This is a genomic window from uncultured Stenotrophomonas sp. (assembly GCF_913778665.1).
Taxonomy (GTDB): domain Bacteria; phylum Pseudomonadota; class Gammaproteobacteria; order Xanthomonadales; family Xanthomonadaceae; genus Stenotrophomonas.
The window spans coordinates 68,354-86,247 of record NZ_CAJYVQ010000011.1 but is presented as its reverse complement, the minus strand read 5'-3'; the positions used below and the strand labels follow the sequence as shown (position 1 = coordinate 86,247).

Below are 17,894 nucleotides of genomic sequence, written 5' to 3'. Positions count from 1 at the left end.
CGTCTTTGTGTAGAGGTTCCTCCCGTATCGTTCTGCTCATAGGGCGATACGCCGTCAAGTTCCCTCGCGTCTCCGGCCTGCGTCGGGTTACACAAGGATTGCGTTGCAATCAAGCCGAGGTCGATGCTTGGAAGGAACAGCGCTACCCGAACCTTTGCCCCATACTGTGGTCGTCACCTGGGCCATTACTGGTTGTAATGCCTCGCGCACGCAGCATGTCGGACAGTGAATTCGACGCATGGTTCGAATCAGACGATTGGCCGCACTTTGTTGGAGACGCCACGCCCTACGAGTTGAAGAGTGCTGATGCAGGCGTTCTTCCGGATGGACGGCGCGTAATGGTCGACTATGGCCTAGCTGGTTACCGATGAATCGGGGTGTAGGGGCAGCGCCCCTACGGTGGCGCCTCACACGCGCTGGCGGGGCCTCGGCCCACGACTCATGTAGACAACATTGGACGCCCCGGCGTCGGAACCGGGATCGCCCACGCTGAACCGCCGTTCTCGGCGAACTCTGAGGGCTTCGGCTAGGTAGATAACACTAGATTTCGCCGTAGTTGACGCCCTCGGGGCAGCTGCAGCCCGGGGAGCTGCCTCAGCCATCATCAGGCGCCATTCGCGCGCAATGTTGCAGGTCAGGGACCACCAGGCCATGTCGCATGGCTCCAGCTGATGACCTTCGGGCGTGAACATGTGTCCACCTTGGAATCCGAAGCCGGCCCAAGGGCCGGTTAGATCTATGCGGTCGTGGGGATCCATCTTGATCATGCTGCGAGCTCGTCCTTGTCGGGGGAACGGACAGGCAGGCAAGAGCCGAGCCAGAGCCGCAGCCATTGCCAAGCAGAACCGACGAAAGCGGCCCAGCGACCTAGCCAGCGCCGGCTACGCTGTATTTCGCATAATGTATATTATGTTCGGAGCATCTGGGCCAGACTGGCACGGAGCTTGCCTCGGCCTTTGGCCCTGCTGTGGCATGGAGCCTAATTGTGCGTGATCGCAACCTAACCGGCCCTTGGGCCGGTTTTTCGTTTAAGGGTGGCCGACTGGTCACCCCAGAGGGCCGCGAGCTGGAACCGCAGGATCTTGCGTGGCTGTCCCTGCTGGCCGCACAGGCACAGGAATGGCGCCGGATGATGGAGATTGCGCGAGGCGGCCAGAAGCGGCCATTCGGGCGTGCGGGCATCGTTGACCTGGCCGAGGTTGCACATCGGCGGGCAAAGCGGTCTTCCAAGGTGATGGCCGGTCCTGACGCCGATCCAGTTGCGGGTGTCCTGCCGGTGCCGGGGCCGAGACGTCGCCAGCGCGTGTGAAGCGCCTCCGTAGGGGCGCCGCCCCTACACCCCGTAGAATGGCCGCCGAATCACCTGGGGGTGCCATAGATGGCGAATTCGACGGGCTTGGTGTGGAAGGTGGCGTTAGGGGTCTTCGTGGGCGGCAGCGCTCTACTGCTTGCCACATGCGGTGTCCTGGGGATTGCAGGACACGCAGCGATGAAAGAACAAGAGCGTGCTGGCGAGGCCCTAGCCCGCCAGATGTATCCGGAAGTCCCAATGGCCGAGGTGCGAAACAGGCGCGAGGCAGCAGAACGAGCAGCAAGGCCCAAGGAGCTTGCACCGGGTCACCGCTGCATCAACGGGCAGACCTTCCGTAGAGTTGAGAATGGCTGGGCGCAGGTGTCTTCGACCTGCACCCGTGATGCGTCACGTTAGAAGCTTGCCGGGTATGGTGGCGATTCCGGGAACGTGCCCATAGGTCGCTTACCAACCTCAACGAGCGCGTGCGGCGACGGCTCAGGCGAACCCGAGGGCTCGGACCGAGCAGCGCTCCGAGCCGAATCATCCCGGTGCGACTCGGCCTCTTGACGAGGTGCGCGATACGGGTTGTAGGCCGGGCCATCGCGTGCGATCGCAATGCATACCGGGATAGAAATCTTGGCCTTCGTGCCCTGCTCCGTTACGCACGTGCACGTTGTGTCCTGCTCGGTGGTACCAGATGCCATGCAATACAACTCGGGCTGCGATTGAACACTGCGATCATCGAAGGCGGGTGCCGACCACGGCTGATACTCAATCCGCGGCTTGTGACGTTCGATGTACTCCTCACGGGTGAGGGGCCGTGCCGCCGGCACGCCCGCGCCCAGGGGCGCCAGGGCTCCAGCCGCCGGCAAAGCACCGGCCCCCTGATCCACCTTCTTTGGTACCGGTGGCGGTTTGATGATAAACGCATAGATCATCCAGACGCCAAGGACTAGCGCAATGGTGACGGAAAGCGCCTGCCACACCTTCTTAGGCACCTTGAATTTGTGGCTGGCCGTGTGCAGCGTCGCACTGCGATAGCGGCTGTACAGTGTCTTGGGGTAAGCCCAGATTTCCTCTTCGGCCTTGTCGCGCACCTTCTCATCGTACGGGTCACTTTGAACACGCGACCACGTAAGGACGCCTGCCCGCTGCATGCCGAACGAACGATTCATGTGCGTGTGCGAACCGATGAGAGTGCGCACCTGATGGTGAATCTTGTTCGGCCATTGCGTGACGAACACAAGATCGAAGCCCCGATGACGATGCGTGGACATAGCACGGATGCGAGGATCATCGGATTCCCCTGGCTTGCCGGTAGACGGAAACAGCTTCCCGTAACGCTCAAGCCCCTGCGTGTTGCCATCAGAATGGGCTTCGTCGTAGATCACGAAAGAGCCGTCAGGCAACTGCGTCCAGTCATTGTGATCGGGCAGCCTCTCCATCCACGGGAAGGCGTCTGCGCCCTCCTCTACTGTGGCGCCCGCGATATTGGTGAAGAATCGGCGCGGCTGCGCCTTGCCATCCTTCACCTGCTGCTGATTCTGCTCGTAGAACTCCAGCGCCATCGACATGGCACGTAGGGTCTTGCCATTACCGGGTTGCCCCGAGATTAGATACATCATTTGGAAGCTGCCTTCTGCACGGCCACTTTGCCTGCGTCAATGACCACCTTGGTCACGATTGCAGAACCGATCATGGTGATGGCCTCCCCTGCCCCAGCCATAAGCATCACATTGGCAAGATCAGCAGCGATGCCCGACCACTTTTGAGTGATGAGGTTCAGCGCGCCCTTCACAAGCGGCAATAGCGCTGCGCCTGTTGCCAAGCCAAGACCCGCGCCGGTCAGGACGCGAGCAAGAGAGTTGCCCAGGAGTTGAGTAAGAAATGCGGCGAGCCACGGCATTATTTGCGTACTCCCGAGACGATGTAAGCAGCCGCAAGCGCGGCACAGGCGATGACCAAGCCCCTGATCATCTGCGCGAAATCACAGAGGGGCTTGAACTCGAAGCTGACAGATGTGGAAACAGACCCGACACCGACAGTAATGGTCTTCGCAGCGGGACAAGAACCACCGCCGAGACCGCTTGACCACTGCCCGAGATAGCTGCTCGGGATGGGCGGATCTGCATAGGGCATCGGGATGTCGCCAGGATACGTTGGGTTCTCCGGAAGGCTGGGGTTCTCGCCATCACCATCGCCGTCACCGTCGCCATCCCCTCCGCCGTCGCTATCGCCGTCGCCATCGCCGTCACCATCGCCGCCACCCTCTCCGTTGCCCCCGCCGTCACCACCACCATCGCCGTCACCCCCTCCGCCATCACCGCCTCCGTCGCCGCCTCCGGTTTCGCTGCCACCACCTCCCCCATCGTCGCCACCGCCGTCGCCAGCAGGCGTTGGCGCTGGCGCGTCGGATTCCGTGCAAGTGCTACCGGTAGGGAAGTAGCCAAAGCCTGCGGCCCCCTCAGGGTCAAGTGAGCTGGTATACATGCAGCCCTTGTGACAGACATTCACACTGGCCGCTGTCTGTCCACCCTGCCAACCGAGTTCATAAGGGCGTGAGCTGCACCGTGCGCTTGCAGGGAAGATGCGCGTAATCGTGGTTACGTTGGTTCCCGAAGTGCAGCTATTGACGGCCATCCGAAATCGAACGCGCATAGTGCTGCCCGATACAGTCTCAGTGGCAACGTAGCAGTACTGATAGGTCTGCGTTGGCCTATCAGCTTTTGACTTAGCCATCGCGGCAGAGGAAGAAGCTGCTGCATACGCGCTGCCTTCGTCAGCGCAATTGTCTGCATCCGGGGGGTAGTTCGGACTGCACGCCGGGGCGGATTGCGCTATCGCACTCCCAGCCATAAGCCATGAGGCAGCGAGTAGTAGCTGCACGATGATCCGCATATTAATCCCCGAACGCGATGTACAAAGCTGCACTACCAACGCACAGAACGAATAGACCGAGCATCACATTCCCCATAGAAAGGGGCCGGATTGCCCGGCCCCGTGTTACCGCGATCAACCGAAGATCGCGCCCTTGATCCACTTGAAGCCGACCGAGATTGCAGCCGGCGCCAGCTTGGCGGCGCCGATCGTGCCCAGGACAGCGGCCAGACCGGCCAGAACGGTGAGAGCGGCAGATGCGTCGAGATCCATAGTGTTCCCCTTGCGTTAGTTTCGGATGGTTCTGCCTATTTGCTTGTATGCCCATGCCACGGCGAAACACACCGCAACCATGGACAAGATTCCCGACACCTCGGCAGTGGTAAGTGCGGGAATATCGGTGCGCGGCACGAATCCAGCCTGCTCACAGGTGCCGGTCTGCTCGTTGAATTGCAGGCATTCGTAGACGTACCGCGCCATGACTTAGCCCTTGGCTGAGACGGTCGCGGTTGCGGTCGCAGCGGGTGCGACAGGAACCAGCACAAGGCGACGACCGACGATCAGATCACCGTACTGGCCCACGTTGAAGCTCGATGCGTCCACTTGATACTCGCCAGCCGGATACGGGGCCTGTGCATCATCCAGACCGAGACGGAACGGGTGCGGGAAATCCTCACCGTCCTTCATGATCGCGGCGGACTGCTCGCGGAAAACCATAGTGCTGCCATCCTTGCGCTTGATCTGGCGCGGGGTGACGGTGGCGGTGCGGATGATGATCTTGCTCATGCGGGTATCTCCAATTTCCATACGATGATCCGGCCCCGGTCGGTGATCACTTTCCACGGCGAGGGCCAGAAGTCGCCGGTGAGTTTGTCCACATAGCCGCCCAGGGCTTTGCGGATATCGGCCAGTACGCCGAGTGCGTCACGCGCTGCTTTTGGTGCTTTCCACCACCGCAGTTCACGCTTGGATTCTGTGTTCAGCCCACCGATCGCATGCGTACGAAAGCCCTTGGGGAACGACGCAAGCATGTCGGGGGAAAATTTGCTGGCGTACTTCGCCAGATAGCCCACCGCGTTGCGGGCCTTTTCAATCTTGGTATGGCCGTGGGGCCACCACCCTGCCCTGTCGGCCTTCGGCAGAAAAATCCCGCGCGGGATGTAAATCAAGACGTGGTAGTGGGGAACCCCGGCCTTAGTGAGTTCACCGCACCAGAGGTAACGGAAACGCGGACGGTATCCCCGGTAGCGCAATCGGACAGCTCGATTGAAGAAGCCCCGGATGCGCTTAAGTGTCTCGCTAATGTCACGAGGGCCAGCGTCACTTCCGTTTCGGTAAGTCGTGGTGAGCATGTACCACGCGCCACGGAACGAGCCTTGTTTCGCCTCTTGGTCATGAAGCCTTGCTCCGGTAATCAGCGACTTCTTCAGTCGCAGACCGCGAATGTGATTCGGGTCGAGAGTGAGCGACACGCGGCGCGTGTCACTTGTTGAAGAATGGACAAGCCCAAGGCGTCGGCCTCCGGCCGCCGCCGAGAATCCGTGCGCGGCATTCTTCTCGTTGAACAGTTCGGCACGACGCTGGGCGCCGTAGGCGCGTGCGTTTGCCACGTCGAATGCAGCTAGCTCGGGTGAGCGGCGATCAACCGGCGTCGCCGATACAGGCACGCGCACGTCGCTTTCGTTGCACTCGTAGCAGAGGCCGCCCTTGAACAGGTAGACGCTGATATTCCCGCAAAATTTGCAGGTTCCACCGCTCATTCGGTTGGCTCCTGAATGATGCAGATGCACGTGCGGCGGCAATAGCAGTGGCCCGGAGTGCACGCGGGCAGACGGAAGAACCACCGATACAGGTGATCAAGCAGGTTGCTCATTCGAATGGGCCCCGGCCAGAGCGAACGTGCTTGAACCACCAGAAGATGGCGGCAATCGCGATGGGAATCAGGAAGATCATCGGCGCACCTCGCCGCGTGCCTGGGCAATGACGATCGCTTGGCGTACCCCCTGACCAGCGGCGTGCTCACGCCGGTCCAGCCACCAAGCCGTGATCCGGGCCAAGCCCACGATCACCGCGATCAAGCACATCCCCACGATGCCTAGAACGGTCGCATCCATTCCCCTGCCCTCTCCCCAAGCCCCTACCCCAAGAGGACCCGCCAACGGCCTTGGGGTGCCGGTGGCGGGTGTGGTCCATTTGGACCACGCAGAGCATGTAATCTAAAAGGACCACACGTTGTCAACCAAGAGGACACCATGACCGCCGTAGGTGAACTGCTCGATGCCGCCCGCGAACGCACGGGAATCCCGTCAGACAACGCTTTGGCTGCCCGGCTGGGAATTCAGAGGCAGCTGCTATCGAAGGCTCGCGCAGGCGAGAAGCCGCTCTCAGATGAACGAATTGCGCAGATTTGCGCGCTGGCAAAGCTCGATGGCCCGACGTGGATCGCCATGATTCACGCGGAGCGGGCGACTACCGCGACGGAGCGCGCCCTTTGGCGTCTGATGCTGGACCGAATGGGCGCGGCGGCTGCGGTCGTCGCGCTGGTAGCGCTGTCGTTGCCGAGCGTCGGAAACGCAAAAACCGCCCAGATTCAGGCGGTTAGCGAGGGTCTACTGACCCACTCTGTATATTATGTTCAAGCTCCTGAGGGGGGGCTGGCACGGCTCTTGCCTCGGCCCCTGCCCCTGTTGCGGCATGGAGCCTGATTGTGCGTGATCGGAACCTAACCGGCCCTTGGGCCGGTTTTTCGTTTAAGGCCGGCCGACTGGTCACCCCCGAGGGCCGCGAACTCGAACCGCAGGATCTAGCCTGGCTGTCGCTCACTGCTGCGCAGGCACAGGAATGGCGTCGGATGATGGAGAGCGGCCGCGCGATCGGCAAGCCCCGGAAACCCTTGTCCTTCAACGCCGCCAGCGTGGTGAAGCTCTCTGATGCCTTGGCGCAGCGCCGGGAAACGAGGTCATCAGTGGTGATGGCTGGCCCCGACGCCGAGCCTCCCGCAGCAGTCCTGCCGGTGCCGGGGCCGAAACGCCGCCAGCGCGTGTGAGGCGCTTCCGTAGGGGCGTTGCCCCTACACCCCGGCTAGAATGCGCCCAAGACGCACACAGGGGGCCACGATGGCGGCGAGCAACGGATTGGTATGGAAGATTGCACTAGGCATGTTCCTGGGCCCAGGCCGCGGCCGAGTTCATTAAATCGGCGAACGATCCTGATCCATTCGGCCTAGCGGCAAAGGTTGAGCAGCAGCGCCGGATAGACGCTGAGCGCCAGCGACGGTACGAAATCGCGGACCGGCCAGCGCCACTCAAGCCTGATGAGCGCTGTGTCGGCAAAACCCGCCTGCAGCGCATCGACAACGGCTGGGTGCAATCCGGGTCGTGCCCGTAACGCATCACGGAATCACAGCCTCGTAGGGATCGCTGGTGTGCTCATGTAGCTGCTGGTTTCAAACGCGGGCGACTCCGGGAAACTGCCCATCGCCCTATTTCCGCGTGCGATGACGTTGCCGTTGATGGCCGCCCCGCTCTGCTCGATTCGCTCCGGCAGTGCCATTGGTTGCTGCTGATCACCAGCGACCAAGCCGCGATCATCACGTGCCTGGACTGCGCCGGGCGCCTTGAACGGATTGTGCAGCTGGCGTGATGCTGGCGTCAGCGGGAGCCTTGAATTCCAGCGCGCCACGTTGGCCACGCCAACCGCACTCTTTAGTGACGCCGCCCTGTTCCCGCTACAGGAAGCGGTGCATCACAAACACGTCCACCACACCCAGTTCCCGGTGCCGGAACGCCTTCGGTAACGTCCCGAGCACATCGAACCCCAACTTCCGCTACAGCGCCACGGCCGGGCCATTGGTACTGACCACGTATGCGCCCCCAGATCAGGGAAGTTCGGGCCCATCTTGTACATGCCCACCACGGGGTGACCAGGCCGGACACTACCAGAATCGAGCTCCGGCCCAGTCGCGGCTTCACGCGCCACCGCCACGCACTCCGCAATAGTTGGGGAAATTCCAGCCTTTAGAGCAGTAGATGCCCCCTGTTTCCGCGCACATCCCGCACCGGCTTCAACGTTGGCGCGTTCCTGCCTGTGTGCTGCTGGGCATCTACCTGCTGTATTTGCTGGCCGGCAACATCTTCCTCAATACGCCCCTGTTCGACCAGGTCACCAACCGCAAGCCGCACAAGTTCGTAATGACCACTGGGCCGGCCATTACGCTGTTGCCCGGCCACGTGATCGCCTGGAACGTGCACATGCGCGGCCACGTGAACCACACCGTCTACGTGTTGCATGCAGACCGCGCCAGCGCCCGATTGGCGGTGCTGCCCCTGTTCCGGCGCGAGGTGCGGGTGCCAAGGCTGCAGGCCACCGGAGTTTCTGCCGAGATCAGCCGCGTCGAAGACGCCATACCTCCGCCTCCCCGCAGCGACCAGGGCTGGACCCTGCGCTTCGATGCAATCCACAGCGACAGCATTCGCAGTGCACGCTTCGGCAAGCTCCTGATCATCGGCAAGGGCGAAGGCACCGTGGGGTTCCTGAAGCAGCTGCGCGGCGGACCGTCGGAGCTCTTCGAATCCGAGGTCATGTTCAGCGATGCCGACACCAGTTTTGACGGCGTGCAGCTGTTGGGCGACATGAATCTCACCGCGCGCTTCAGCTATCCGCGCCATTATCGGGACCAGGCGCCCGGCCTGGCTAAGTTGAAGCTGCTGCATGCCCAGCTCGAGGTCGATGCCCGCAGCCAGGGCCTGCGCATGGACACGGACGCCGCGACGCCGAAGATCTCCAGCGCACCAGTACCCGGACGGCTGCAGGTCGCACTCCACCTGATTGATGGCCAGCTGCAGCCCGGCGACCACGCGCTGTGGCAGGTGCCGCTCCATCTGGGAGATGGGGCCCCCGATCGCGGCATGCTGGCACTGCAGCTCAATGTGGCCAAGGACCTGCGGCTGCAGGCCCGCCTGCCGCCAAAGCCCGGTTCAGGTAGTGAGGTGGATGCCGATCTGCATATCAGTGGCCGCGACATTCCGTTCCGGCAGCCTTCCCAGCTGCTGGAGCGCAGCTCGGGCACGGTGCGCGGCGAATGGGCCTTCACTTCACTCAACTGGATCCCTGCCCTGTTCGTCCGCAAGCCTTGGCTGCAACTTGACGGCGGCGGCACGCTGAAAGCCGATCTGCGCCTGCGCAATGGCGAGCTGATCGAAGGCAGCACCGTGGACATCCCGGCTGCCGACGCCGTGGCCGAAGTCGCCGGCGTACGCCTGGCGGGCACGGCCAGCGCCCATGGCGAGTTGAAGGCCGGCAGCCCCAGCCAGGCCCAGCTGGCCGTCCGGCTGCCGCGATTCACTGCACGGCCAGCCGATGCCAGGGACGTGCGCCTGTTCGACGGCCGGGATCTGGCCTTGGACCTGACCGGCGACGGCCGCCTGCAGGAACTGCGCAAAGGCGTCCGCGCGCAGCTGCGCTTCAGTGAAGCCACCATCCCTGATCTGACCGCCTACAACCGCTACCTCGGCTCACCGCAGATGCGGCTGCTTCGTGGCACGGGCACCGTGAGCGGTGATGCGACCCTCGATACCGACGGGCGCGTCGGCCATGGCACGGCCCGGCTGTTGGGGCGCAACGCCAGTGCGAAGGTTGCAGGGCTGGACATGGGCGGCGATATCGACGTGAACGCAAGGCTGCGCCGCGGTGACTTCAGCCAGCGTCATTTCGATCTGTCCGGCACCACGGTCGAGCTGCGCAACGTGCAGGTGGCGGACACCCAGGGCTCGACGGCATGGAAAGGCCGCGTGGCCTTCAAACGGGGCCGTATCGATGCGCAATCGCCGTTCCAGGTGGATGCCACCACCGACCTGGCTCTGAGTGATGCGCGGCCTCTGCTGGCATTGTTTGCGCAGCGCACCGACTATCCGCGCTGGACCTTGTCCCTCCTGGATTCCGGACAGGTACAGGCACAGGCGAGGCTGCGCTGGCGCCCTGGCCATCTGGTCATTGATGGCCTGCAGGCGGAGAACGATCGGCTGTCGGTACGCGCGCGGCTGGATCTGCTGGAGCAGCGCAAGCGCGGTGATCTCTATCTCCGATGGGGACTGCTCGGTGCGGGCATCGAGCTGGACGGCGATCAGCGCCAATGGCATCTGGCCAAGGCACGCGAATGGTTTGATCAACGGCCTTCGCTGCTACCAGCGGGCGACGGAACGGGGGCCGCCGGTTCTTCGGACTGAAAGTCAGCAGCCTGCATCCATTCGCGGGCGCTGTGCGTATATGGGACCAGGTAGATCAGGGAACTGGACGGTATGACGCGGAGTTCGCAGGTTGTCGGACTGCTGGGATGGGTGGCGATCACCTTCGTCGCGGCCGCTCTGGGGGCGTGGGCGTCCACATCCGCGGCCAGCTTCTACGCCACCCTCGTTCTACCCCCCTGGGCACCACCGGCCAGTGTCTTTGGTCCGGTGTGGACGCTGCTCTACGGCATGATGGCAGTGGCCGCGTGGCTGGTCTGGCGCGAACGCGGCTGGCGCGGAGCACGACCCGCACTGATGCTCTATCTGGTGCAGCTTGCCGTCAATGCACTGTGGAGCTGGCTGTTCTTCGGCTGGAAGCTGGGCGCCCTGGCCTTCGTCGACATTCTTGGATTGATTGCGCTGGTATGCGCAGCGATCGTCGCGTTTGCGCGCATCCGTCCGATTGCCGCGGCGCTGCTGCTTCCCTATCTGGCTTGGATCTCGTTCGCCGCGGCGCTCAACTTCGCGGTGTGGCGGGCCAATCCCGGGCTGTTGTAATGAGCGCCGCTCACGCCTGGGCAACGGCCTGCGGGCGCCAGGACCGCAGCAGGGCCGGCTTGAACGCCTGCTGGCCGCATCCGGTAGGGCATCGCACCACCCGCGCGGCAGTATGGCTGACCAGGCCTTGCCCTTCTTCGGCCTTGAAGATCGTCTCGCAGGACAGGCAGCGGGCGACCAGCGAATACAGGTGCAGCAGCCGGCCACTGGCCGGGTCCTGCAGTGCATCGACATCCAGCAGTTCAAACTGGCAGCTGTCAGCCAGCATGCGGTACGGGGACGGGGACGCGGGCTGCAGGTTCACGGGCGTGGCATCGGTTGGAAGTGCGGTTACCGTAGGGCAATCGTTGTCGAGCCTGCGTGCACTTCAGATGTGCCGTCTGCGAAAGGCATGCCAGCCTGCGCACCCAAGTCTGCTAGGCTGCGCTCCGATGCTTACTCCTGCTCCGCCAGCACCACCTCCGTATGGATCCGTCGCCCTCAGCGCTGCCTTGAAGGAGCACACGCGAGCGGTCCACGATGGCCTCGACCAACATCTGTTGCAGCAGCGCATTTTCGCGTCGCGCCAGCGCTATCTCGGCTTCCTGCGCGTGCAGTGGCACTTCCACGGCACCATTGCCCCGCTGTACCGGATGAGCGATCCAGGTTCGACCCGCTTGCCCCTGATCGAAGAGGATCTTCGTGACCTCGGCGCGATCATGCCGGTACCCCACACGTGGCGACCGCAGCCGCATGCATTCTCGAAAGCGACCGCATTGGGCTGGCGGTATGTGGCGGAAGGCTCAACGCTCGGTGCGGCCGTGCTGTTGAAGATGGCCGCGGCGTTGCAGCTTCATGCCGGCTACGGCGCGCGGCATCTGCAGCCGTCCAGCCTGGGCGTCGCTGAGTACTGGAGACGCGAGCGCAACGCACTGGATGGTGTCGTCCTGACTGCCGAAGAGCGCGCACAGGCATGCGTGGCCGCAAGCGACGCCTTCCAGTTCATTCGCCGCTGCGTGGATGAAGAATTCACGTTTGAATGAAGGGATCTTCACGCACACGGGGTGGTATGCGGATGCACGATTTTGCTTCACCATTCACGGGTACCGGATGTACCACTGGGCCGTTCCAGCCATCCACGAATCATGAGTCCCGCCCTTGATGCCTTCTACTGAGTCCGCGCACGACACTGTCCTGTCTGGTTGCGCGCGCGAACCGATCCACACCCCCGGAGCGATCCAGCCCTACGGCGTGCTTCTGGTCGTTGAGCCGCAGTCCCTGCAGGTGCGCGAGCGCGCCATCAGCCAGCCCGGGCTGCTGCAGCAGTTCGGCGAACCGTTGACGCAGCATGTCAGCGAGGTGCTTGGCGGCGTTCTGGCGCCGTTCCAGGGCCTGTTCCAGCACGCCGTGGTCGGCAGCAGCGTCCATGTTGGTGCGGTGCATCTGGACGGCCACGGCCGGCATCAGTTGCTGGTGCACCGTTCCGCCACCGATCTGCTGGTCGAGCTGGAAGCACCGGTGCCGGGCCAGCCCGGCTCGCTGGAAGAGCTGTATCCGGCCATCCGCGAGCTGATGGCCGGCATTGAGTCGGCGGCGACGGTGGAAGACCTGTGCCGCCTTGCGGCCGCGCACATGCGGCGGCTCACCGGATTTGACCGCACCTTGGTCTACCGGTTCGATGCTGGCTGGAACGGTATCGTGGTCGCCGAGGATGGCAATGGCCTGTTGCCGTCCTACCTGGACCTGCGCTTCCCCGAATCGGATATTCCTGCACAGGCCCGCGAACTCTACCGCCGCAACCGGGTGCGCCTGATTGCGGACAACAGTTACATCCCAGCCCCGCTGATGCGGGCCGAGGATCAGCGCGACGCGCCGCCCACCGATCTGAGCATGGCGGTGCTGCGCAGCGTCTCGCCGGTCCACCTGCAGTACATGCGCAACATGGGTACCGGCGCTTCGATGTCGGTATCGCTGGTGCATGAAGGCCGCTTATGGGGCCTGGTGTCCTGCCACACAGTGCACCCACGCCGCCTGCCCTACCACGTGCGCACTGCCTGCGAGCTCATGGGCCAGATCCTGTCGCTGCAGATCGCATTGAAGGAGCGTGCGCGTGCGATCGAAGAACGCGTTGCCCGACGCTCGATACTGGTCAAGCTACTGGGCCGCATGGCCGGAGACGAAGACTTCATGGCGGCCCTGCGCCAGGACGAGGCCAGCCTGCTGTCGCTGACCGGCGCGGCCGGCGCGGCGATCGTGCACAAAGGCGATTGCCTGCGTGTTGGCCAGTGCCCTCCCGCCACCGACGTGCTGGCCCTGGCAAATTGGCTTGCCACGCAGCAGGCCGGCCAGGAAACCTATTGCACCGATCACCTTGCAGCCGACTGGCCGGCTGCCGCGCAACTGACCGACGTAGCCAGCGGCCTGCTGGCGGTGTCCATTTCGCAGCTGCATGACAGTTACCTGATGTGGTTCCGCCCGGAAGTGGTGCGCACCGTGCGCTGGGGTGGCGATCCCCGCAAGGAAGCAGCACCGGGCGTGGCGCTGTCTCCGCGCAACTCGTTCGAGGCCTGGAAGGAGACCGTGCAGCAGCGCAGCCTGCCGTGGACCGACGCTGACTGCGACGCGGCACACGAGATGCGCACGGCCATCGTCGATATCGTGTTGCGCAAGGCCGAGGAAATGGCTGAACTGAACGAGCAGCTGCTCCGCAGCAACAAGGAACTGGAAGCCTTTTCCTATTCGGTCAGCCACGACCTGCGAGCTCCGTTCCGCCACATTGTCGGCTATTCCGAGCTGCTGGGCAGCTCGGCGGGCGAACGCCTGAACGATACCGAGCGCCGCTTCCTCGATACGATTGTGGAATCGGCCAAGTCCGCCGGAACACTGGTGGATGACCTGCTCAGCTTCTCGCAGATGGGGCGCTCCACGCTGGGGCGCGTACGACTGGACATGACCGCGCTGGCCGAGGATGTGCGCCAGAGCCTGGCCCTGGACTACACCGGCCGCGACGTGCAGTGGACGTTCGCACCACTGCCGGAGGTCGAAGCCGATCCGACGATGCTGCGCCTGGTCTGGCAGAACCTGCTGGCCAACGCGATCAAGTTCACCCGCGAGCGCGAACACGCGGTGATCGAGATTGGTCACGAGCGAAACGACGACGAAGACCACTTCTTCGTGCGCGACAACGGCTGCGGCTTCGACATGCGCTACGTGGACAAGCTGTTCGGCGTCTTCCAGCGCCTGCACCACGTCGAAGAGTTCGAAGGCACCGGCATCGGCCTGGCCAATGTCCGCCGCATCATCGGCCGCCATGGCGGCCGTACGTGGGCCGAGGGCGAGCCCGGCAAGGGCGCCACGATCCATTTCACCCTTCCCCGCTTCACAGGAGAACACCCATGAGGGACCTGCGGCCGATCCTCCTGGTAGAGGACAGCCCCAAGGATGCAGAGCTGACGATGGCCGCGCTTGCGCGCTGCCAGCTGTTGAACGACATCATCCATGTACGCGACGGCGCCGAAGCGCTGGATTACCTGCGCTGCGAAGGCAAGTTCGCCGGCGCGATGCATGGCGGCCCGGTGGTGGTGCTGCTGGACCTGAAGCTGCCCAAGGTCAACGGGCTGGAGGTGCTGGAGCAGGTGCGGGGCGACCCGCAGCTGAGCAGCACGCCGGTGGTGATGTTGACCTCCTCACGCGAAGAACAGGACCTGGTGCGCAGCTACGAGCTGGGCGTGAACGCTTTCGTGGTCAAGCCGGTCGACTTCAAGGAATTCTTCGACGCCATCCAGGGGCTGGGCATGTTCTGGGGCATCACCAACCAGCCACCACCGCATCGGCCCAATGGCTCCGGGCAGCGCAACAATGCGTGATGGATTGCGCCGCAGCGAGCGCCTGCGCATCCTCATGCTCGAGGACAGTGCGCTTGATGCAGAGCTGATCACCGCACAGCTGCAGCGTGCCGGACTCGATTTCGAGGCCGAGCGCCTGTGGACCCGCAAGGCGTTCATCGAGGCCATCGAGAGCCGCGCGTTCGACGTGATCCTCGCCGACCATGTTCTGCCCGGATTCGATGGCGATGCGGCGCTGGCACTGGCACGCGAGCGGATTCCGCAGACCCCGTTCATCTTCGTCTCCGGCACGCTGACCGAAGAGCTGGCGGTGCAGGCGCTGACCCGTGGCGCGCGCGATTATGTGGTCAAGCAGCGCCTGCAGCGCCTGCCGGATGCTATCCGTCGCGCCCGCCAGGAAGCCGATGAGCGCAACCAGCTGCTTCATGCGCAGGCTGCGCTGAATGATAGCCAGGCGCAGCTGCAGCAGGTGACAGATGCCGTGCCCGCGCTGATCGCCCAGCTCGACAACGCGCACCGCTATCGGTTCGCCAACAAGGCCTTCCTCGACTGGCATGGATTCAGCCTGGCCGAGCTGCTGGGCCGGACAGCGCGTGATGTCAGCGGCATTTCCGCCTTCGAACATGCCCTGCCGAGCCTGGAACGGGTGCTGCAGGGCGAACGCACCAGCTTCCAGGTTGAACTGGTGCACCGCAGCGGCCAGTCACGATTCGTGCAGATGGACTGCGTACCCGAGCATGCGGCCGATGGCAGCGTGGCCGGCTACATCTGCCTGGGTAGCGATGTCTCTCAGCTGAAGCAGGCCGAGCTGGCCCTGCGCGAGGACAACCAGCTGCTCGAGCAGCAGGTGCAGGCGCGCACGGCCGAGTTGCGCGCCAGCAAGCGGCGCCTGCAGGCGATCTTCGAATCCAGCTTCCAGCATCAGATGCTGCTGGATCTGTCCGGGCGCGTGGTTGATGCCAATGACGCGTCACTGGCCGCAGTGCTTGCGGACAAGAAGGACGTCGTTGGCCAACGCTTCGGTGAATCGCTTTGGTTCGCTACAACCGATGGCATCGGCGCGCTGATCGATCAGGCCGTCGCTGCAGCCGTGCAGGGCCGGAGTTCGCTGCATTCACTGGAGCTGGAACTGCCGACCGGGCCGCGCAGCTTCGATTTTTCGTTCCGCCCGCTGCTGGATGCCGAGGGCGTGGTCACCGCCGTGGTCTCCGAGGCCGTGGAAACCACTGCACGCCTCCAGGCCGAACACGCGCTGCGCCAATCACAGAAGATCGAGGCGGTGGGGCAGCTCACCGGTGGCATCGCGCATGATTTCAACAACATCCTGACGGTCATCTCCGGCAACGTCGAGCACGCCATGCTGCTGAGCGAGCGCGCGGGCGAAGCCGGAGCGATGGTCAGCCGGGCCCTGGACAACGCGCTGAAGGGGGTCGGGCGTGCCGCCAGCCTGACCCAGCGCCTGCTGGCGTTTGCCCGACGCCAGCCGCTGCACAGCCAGGCCGCCAACCTTCACGAGCGCCTGCTGGACATGCACGACATGCTGCAGCGTGCACTGGGTGAGCTGGTGCAACTGGAGATCCGCAGCGCCGAGGACATCTGGTGCGTGGAGATCGACATCAGCCAGCTGGAGGCCTCCGTACTGAACCTGGCGGTGAATGCCCGCGATGCGATGCCGCACGGCGGCCGACTGGTGATCGAGGTCGACAACAGCCACCTCGACCACGACTACGCCGCCCTGTTCCCGGATGCAACACCAGGCGAGTACGTGATGCTGCGGGTGCGAGACAATGGCCATGGCATGGACGCGGCAACCCTGGCCCGCGTGTTCGAACCGTTCTTCACCACCAAGCAGGTCGGCCGCGGCACCGGGCTGGGACTGTCGATGGTGCATGGGTTCGTCAAGCAGTCCGGCGGCCACGTTCTCATCGACTCGGTTGAAGGCGGCGGCACCAGCATCACCATGATGTTTCCGCGCTCGGCGCTGGCGCTTCCCAGTGAACCGGCGCCGGCCATGCCCGGGCTGGCCGGCTACGAACCACGCCAGGAAACGATCCTGGTGGCCGAGGACAACGATGATGTCCGCGCGCACACCGTGGATGCGCTGCGGCTGCTGGGCTACCGCGTGCTGGAGGCACATGACGGACCATCTGCGCTGCGGCTGCTGGAACGGCCTGAAACGCGGGTGGACCTGCTGATCTCGGACGTGGTCATGCCCGGCATGTCGGGCTGGGAGCTGGTGCGCGAAGTGCGCGAGCGTTGGCCGGAAGTGGCCGTCCTGTTCACCTCGGGCTACCCGCGTGACCACGATGCGGTCGGCAGCCAGGGGCGCATCGCCGCACTGCTGCCCAAACCGTTCACCCGCAGCGACCTGGCGCAGGCCGTCAGGGGTGCGCTGGGTGGCGCGGCGCATTGAGTTCAGCCGGCCGGATCGCCCCTTCGCGCGGCGATCCGGTTGATCTCATCGCATTCCACCGTCTGCGGTGGGCGCTGCATGCCGGCCAGGACGATCATCGCGTGCCCCACTGCCAGGTTGCTGGTGACCAGCGATGGCGAGACCGCCTCGACCAGTTTCATCAATGGTGCACCGCCCCAGTACAGGGGCTTCAGCAGTCCATGGCGGGTGCCGGTCCCTGGAACGGGCCGTACGCCTGCGGGTCGCAGCATGACCGTGCGCACTGGCAGTGCGTGTAGCGCCTCCTCGGTCTGGCCCTTGACCCGCAACGGCATCAAACGGCTTCGCGGATCGGAACCGGCACCGGACACGTACAGGAAAATACCTTCGGGATTGGCATCGGCCCACGCGCGGCCGACGGCAACGGTGGTGGCCAAGGTCACTTTCCGATACTCGTCTTCGGCAGTCCCGATCGGGGCGGCGCCCGCGCAATAGAAGCAGGCATCGAACCCCGCCAGATCGTCGGCCAGCGCGTCGATGCGCAGGAAATCCGGTACGACCCGTTGGCTCCCAGCACCCTTGAGACCGCCTGGCCGCCTGACCAGGGCCGTCAACGCAGCGACGTGGGCGGAGCGTTGGCACGCAAGCGCCACGCCCTGCCCGACCAGACCAGTGGCGCCAACCAGCAGAACCCGTAACTGCCCCGCACCGCCCATCGCCCACCT

Annotated in this window: 20 protein-coding genes and 1 pseudogene; 9 read left to right on the top strand and 12 right to left on the bottom strand. The window is 64.0% G+C overall.

All coding sequences use genetic code 11. From position 1 onward, the window contains the following. Positions 1-407 precede the first annotated feature (407 nt). Positions 408-692: a hypothetical protein gene (locus tag QZ853_RS15580; RefSeq protein ID WP_345777918.1), complete on the bottom strand. Its 285-nt coding sequence runs from the start codon at positions 690-692 to the stop codon at positions 408-410. Positions 693-985: 293 nt separating this feature from the next. Between QZ853_RS15580 and QZ853_RS15575 the strand changes: the two genes are divergently transcribed. Further along, complete coding sequence (locus tag QZ853_RS15575) at positions 986-1,309, top strand: DUF3653 domain-containing protein (protein WP_295575054.1); 324 nt, start codon at positions 986-988, stop codon at positions 1,307-1,309. Positions 1,310-1,704: 395 nt separating this feature from the next. Here QZ853_RS15575 and QZ853_RS15570 read toward each other — a convergent pair whose 3' ends face one another. The 6 genes from QZ853_RS15570 to QZ853_RS15545 all read right to left on the bottom strand — a co-directional run bounded on the left by QZ853_RS15570 (position 1,705) and on the right by QZ853_RS15545 (position 5,931). Continuing rightward, positions 1,705-2,919 carry a zonular occludens toxin domain-containing protein gene (locus QZ853_RS15570; protein ID WP_295575052.1) on the bottom strand — a complete coding sequence of 405 codons (1,215 nt, stop codon included), beginning with the start codon at positions 2,917-2,919 and terminating at the stop codon, positions 1,705-1,707. Continuing rightward, positions 2,916-3,200, bottom strand: coding sequence for a DUF2523 domain-containing protein (locus QZ853_RS15565; RefSeq protein WP_125429208.1), 285 nt, complete (start codon positions 3,198-3,200; stop codon positions 2,916-2,918). Before QZ853_RS15565 ends, QZ853_RS15570 begins: the two co-directional genes overlap by 4 nt. Continuing rightward, positions 3,200-3,784, bottom strand: a complete 585-nt coding sequence (locus QZ853_RS15560) for a virulence factor TspB C-terminal domain-related protein (protein WP_295575049.1) — start codon at positions 3,782-3,784, stop codon at positions 3,200-3,202. The genes QZ853_RS15565 and QZ853_RS15560 overlap by 1 nt, the downstream gene beginning before the upstream one ends. Before the next feature lie 522 nt (positions 3,785-4,306). Next, entirely contained in the window at positions 4,307-4,444 is a 138-nt protein-coding gene (locus tag QZ853_RS15555) for a major capsid protein (RefSeq protein WP_295575047.1), read from the bottom strand. 210 nt (positions 4,445-4,654) lie between these two features. Next, the gene (locus QZ853_RS15550; protein ID WP_295575045.1) at positions 4,655-4,957 is read right to left on the bottom strand and encodes a single-stranded DNA-binding protein; all 303 of its coding nucleotides are present in this window, start codon (positions 4,955-4,957) and stop codon (positions 4,655-4,657) included. After that, positions 4,954-5,931, bottom strand: coding sequence for a replication initiation protein (locus tag QZ853_RS15545; RefSeq protein ID WP_295575043.1), 978 nt, complete (start codon positions 5,929-5,931; stop codon positions 4,954-4,956). Before QZ853_RS15545 ends, QZ853_RS15550 begins: the two co-directional genes overlap by 4 nt. A gap of 492 nt (positions 5,932-6,423) precedes the next feature. Between QZ853_RS15545 and QZ853_RS15540 the strand changes: the two genes are divergently transcribed. Continuing rightward, complete coding sequence (locus tag QZ853_RS15540; RefSeq protein WP_295575041.1) at positions 6,424-6,876, top strand: DUF3693 domain-containing protein; 453 nt, start codon at positions 6,424-6,426, stop codon at positions 6,874-6,876. Positions 6,877-6,878: 2 nt separating this feature from the next. Beyond that, positions 6,879-7,217 (top strand): DUF3653 domain-containing protein, encoded by a 339-nt coding sequence (locus QZ853_RS15535; RefSeq protein ID WP_295575039.1) that lies wholly within the window; start codon positions 6,879-6,881, stop codon positions 7,215-7,217. 176 nt (positions 7,218-7,393) lie between these two features. On the opposite strand, the gene QZ853_RS15530 is transcribed toward QZ853_RS15535, so the two are convergent. The 3 genes and pseudogenes from QZ853_RS15530 to QZ853_RS20585 form a co-directional block, all read right to left on the bottom strand. Continuing rightward, the gene (locus tag QZ853_RS15530; RefSeq protein WP_295575037.1) at positions 7,394-7,540 is read right to left on the bottom strand and encodes a hypothetical protein; all 147 of its coding nucleotides are present in this window, start codon (positions 7,538-7,540) and stop codon (positions 7,394-7,396) included. A gap of 30 nt (positions 7,541-7,570) precedes the next feature. After that, on the bottom strand, positions 7,571-7,861 hold the full coding sequence (locus QZ853_RS15525; RefSeq protein ID WP_295575034.1) for a hypothetical protein: 291 nt from the start codon (positions 7,859-7,861) through the stop codon (positions 7,571-7,573). 37 nt (positions 7,862-7,898) lie between these two features. Then, a pseudogene (locus QZ853_RS20585) lies at positions 7,899-8,086 on the bottom strand (GNAT family N-acetyltransferase); the annotation flags it as partial. A 113-nt stretch (positions 8,087-8,199) separates the two neighbouring features. Here QZ853_RS20585 and QZ853_RS15520 point away from each other — a divergent pair. Both QZ853_RS15520 and QZ853_RS15515 read left to right on the top strand, forming a co-directional pair. Continuing rightward, the gene (locus tag QZ853_RS15520) at positions 8,200-10,395 is read left to right on the top strand and encodes a hypothetical protein (RefSeq protein ID WP_295575032.1); all 2,196 of its coding nucleotides are present in this window, start codon (positions 8,200-8,202) and stop codon (positions 10,393-10,395) included. Between the two features lie 72 nt (positions 10,396-10,467). Next, positions 10,468-10,953, top strand: coding sequence for a TspO/MBR family protein (locus tag QZ853_RS15515; RefSeq protein ID WP_295575029.1), 486 nt, complete (start codon positions 10,468-10,470; stop codon positions 10,951-10,953). Between the two features lie 10 nt (positions 10,954-10,963). On the opposite strand, the gene QZ853_RS15510 is transcribed toward QZ853_RS15515, so the two are convergent. Continuing rightward, a complete protein-coding gene (locus QZ853_RS15510; RefSeq protein WP_295575027.1) occupies positions 10,964-11,257 on the bottom strand; it encodes a hypothetical protein in 294 nt (97 codons plus the stop codon). A 187-nt stretch (positions 11,258-11,444) separates the two neighbouring features. Here QZ853_RS15510 and QZ853_RS15505 point away from each other — a divergent pair, with 187 nt between their 5' ends. The 4 genes from QZ853_RS15505 to QZ853_RS15490 all read left to right on the top strand — a co-directional run bounded on the left by QZ853_RS15505 (position 11,445) and on the right by QZ853_RS15490 (position 17,190). Beyond that, a complete protein-coding gene (locus tag QZ853_RS15505) occupies positions 11,445-11,975 on the top strand; it encodes a biliverdin-producing heme oxygenase (RefSeq protein ID WP_295575024.1) in 531 nt (176 codons plus the stop codon). A 118-nt stretch (positions 11,976-12,093) separates the two neighbouring features. After that, positions 12,094-14,331: an ATP-binding protein gene (locus QZ853_RS15500; RefSeq protein WP_295575021.1), complete on the top strand. Its 2,238-nt coding sequence runs from the start codon at positions 12,094-12,096 to the stop codon at positions 14,329-14,331. Continuing rightward, positions 14,328-14,798 carry a response regulator gene (locus tag QZ853_RS15495; RefSeq protein WP_295575019.1) on the top strand — a complete coding sequence of 157 codons (471 nt, stop codon included), beginning with the start codon at positions 14,328-14,330 and terminating at the stop codon, positions 14,796-14,798. The genes QZ853_RS15500 and QZ853_RS15495 overlap by 4 nt, the downstream gene beginning before the upstream one ends. Then, complete coding sequence (locus QZ853_RS15490; protein WP_295575016.1) at positions 14,791-17,190, top strand: hybrid sensor histidine kinase/response regulator; 2,400 nt, start codon at positions 14,791-14,793, stop codon at positions 17,188-17,190. The genes QZ853_RS15495 and QZ853_RS15490 overlap by 8 nt, the downstream gene beginning before the upstream one ends. A 2-nt stretch (positions 17,191-17,192) precedes the next feature. On the opposite strand, the gene QZ853_RS15485 is transcribed toward QZ853_RS15490, so the two are convergent. Next, the gene (locus QZ853_RS15485; RefSeq protein WP_295575013.1) at positions 17,193-17,885 is read right to left on the bottom strand and encodes an oxidoreductase; all 693 of its coding nucleotides are present in this window, start codon (positions 17,883-17,885) and stop codon (positions 17,193-17,195) included. Positions 17,886-17,894 lie beyond the last annotated feature (9 nt).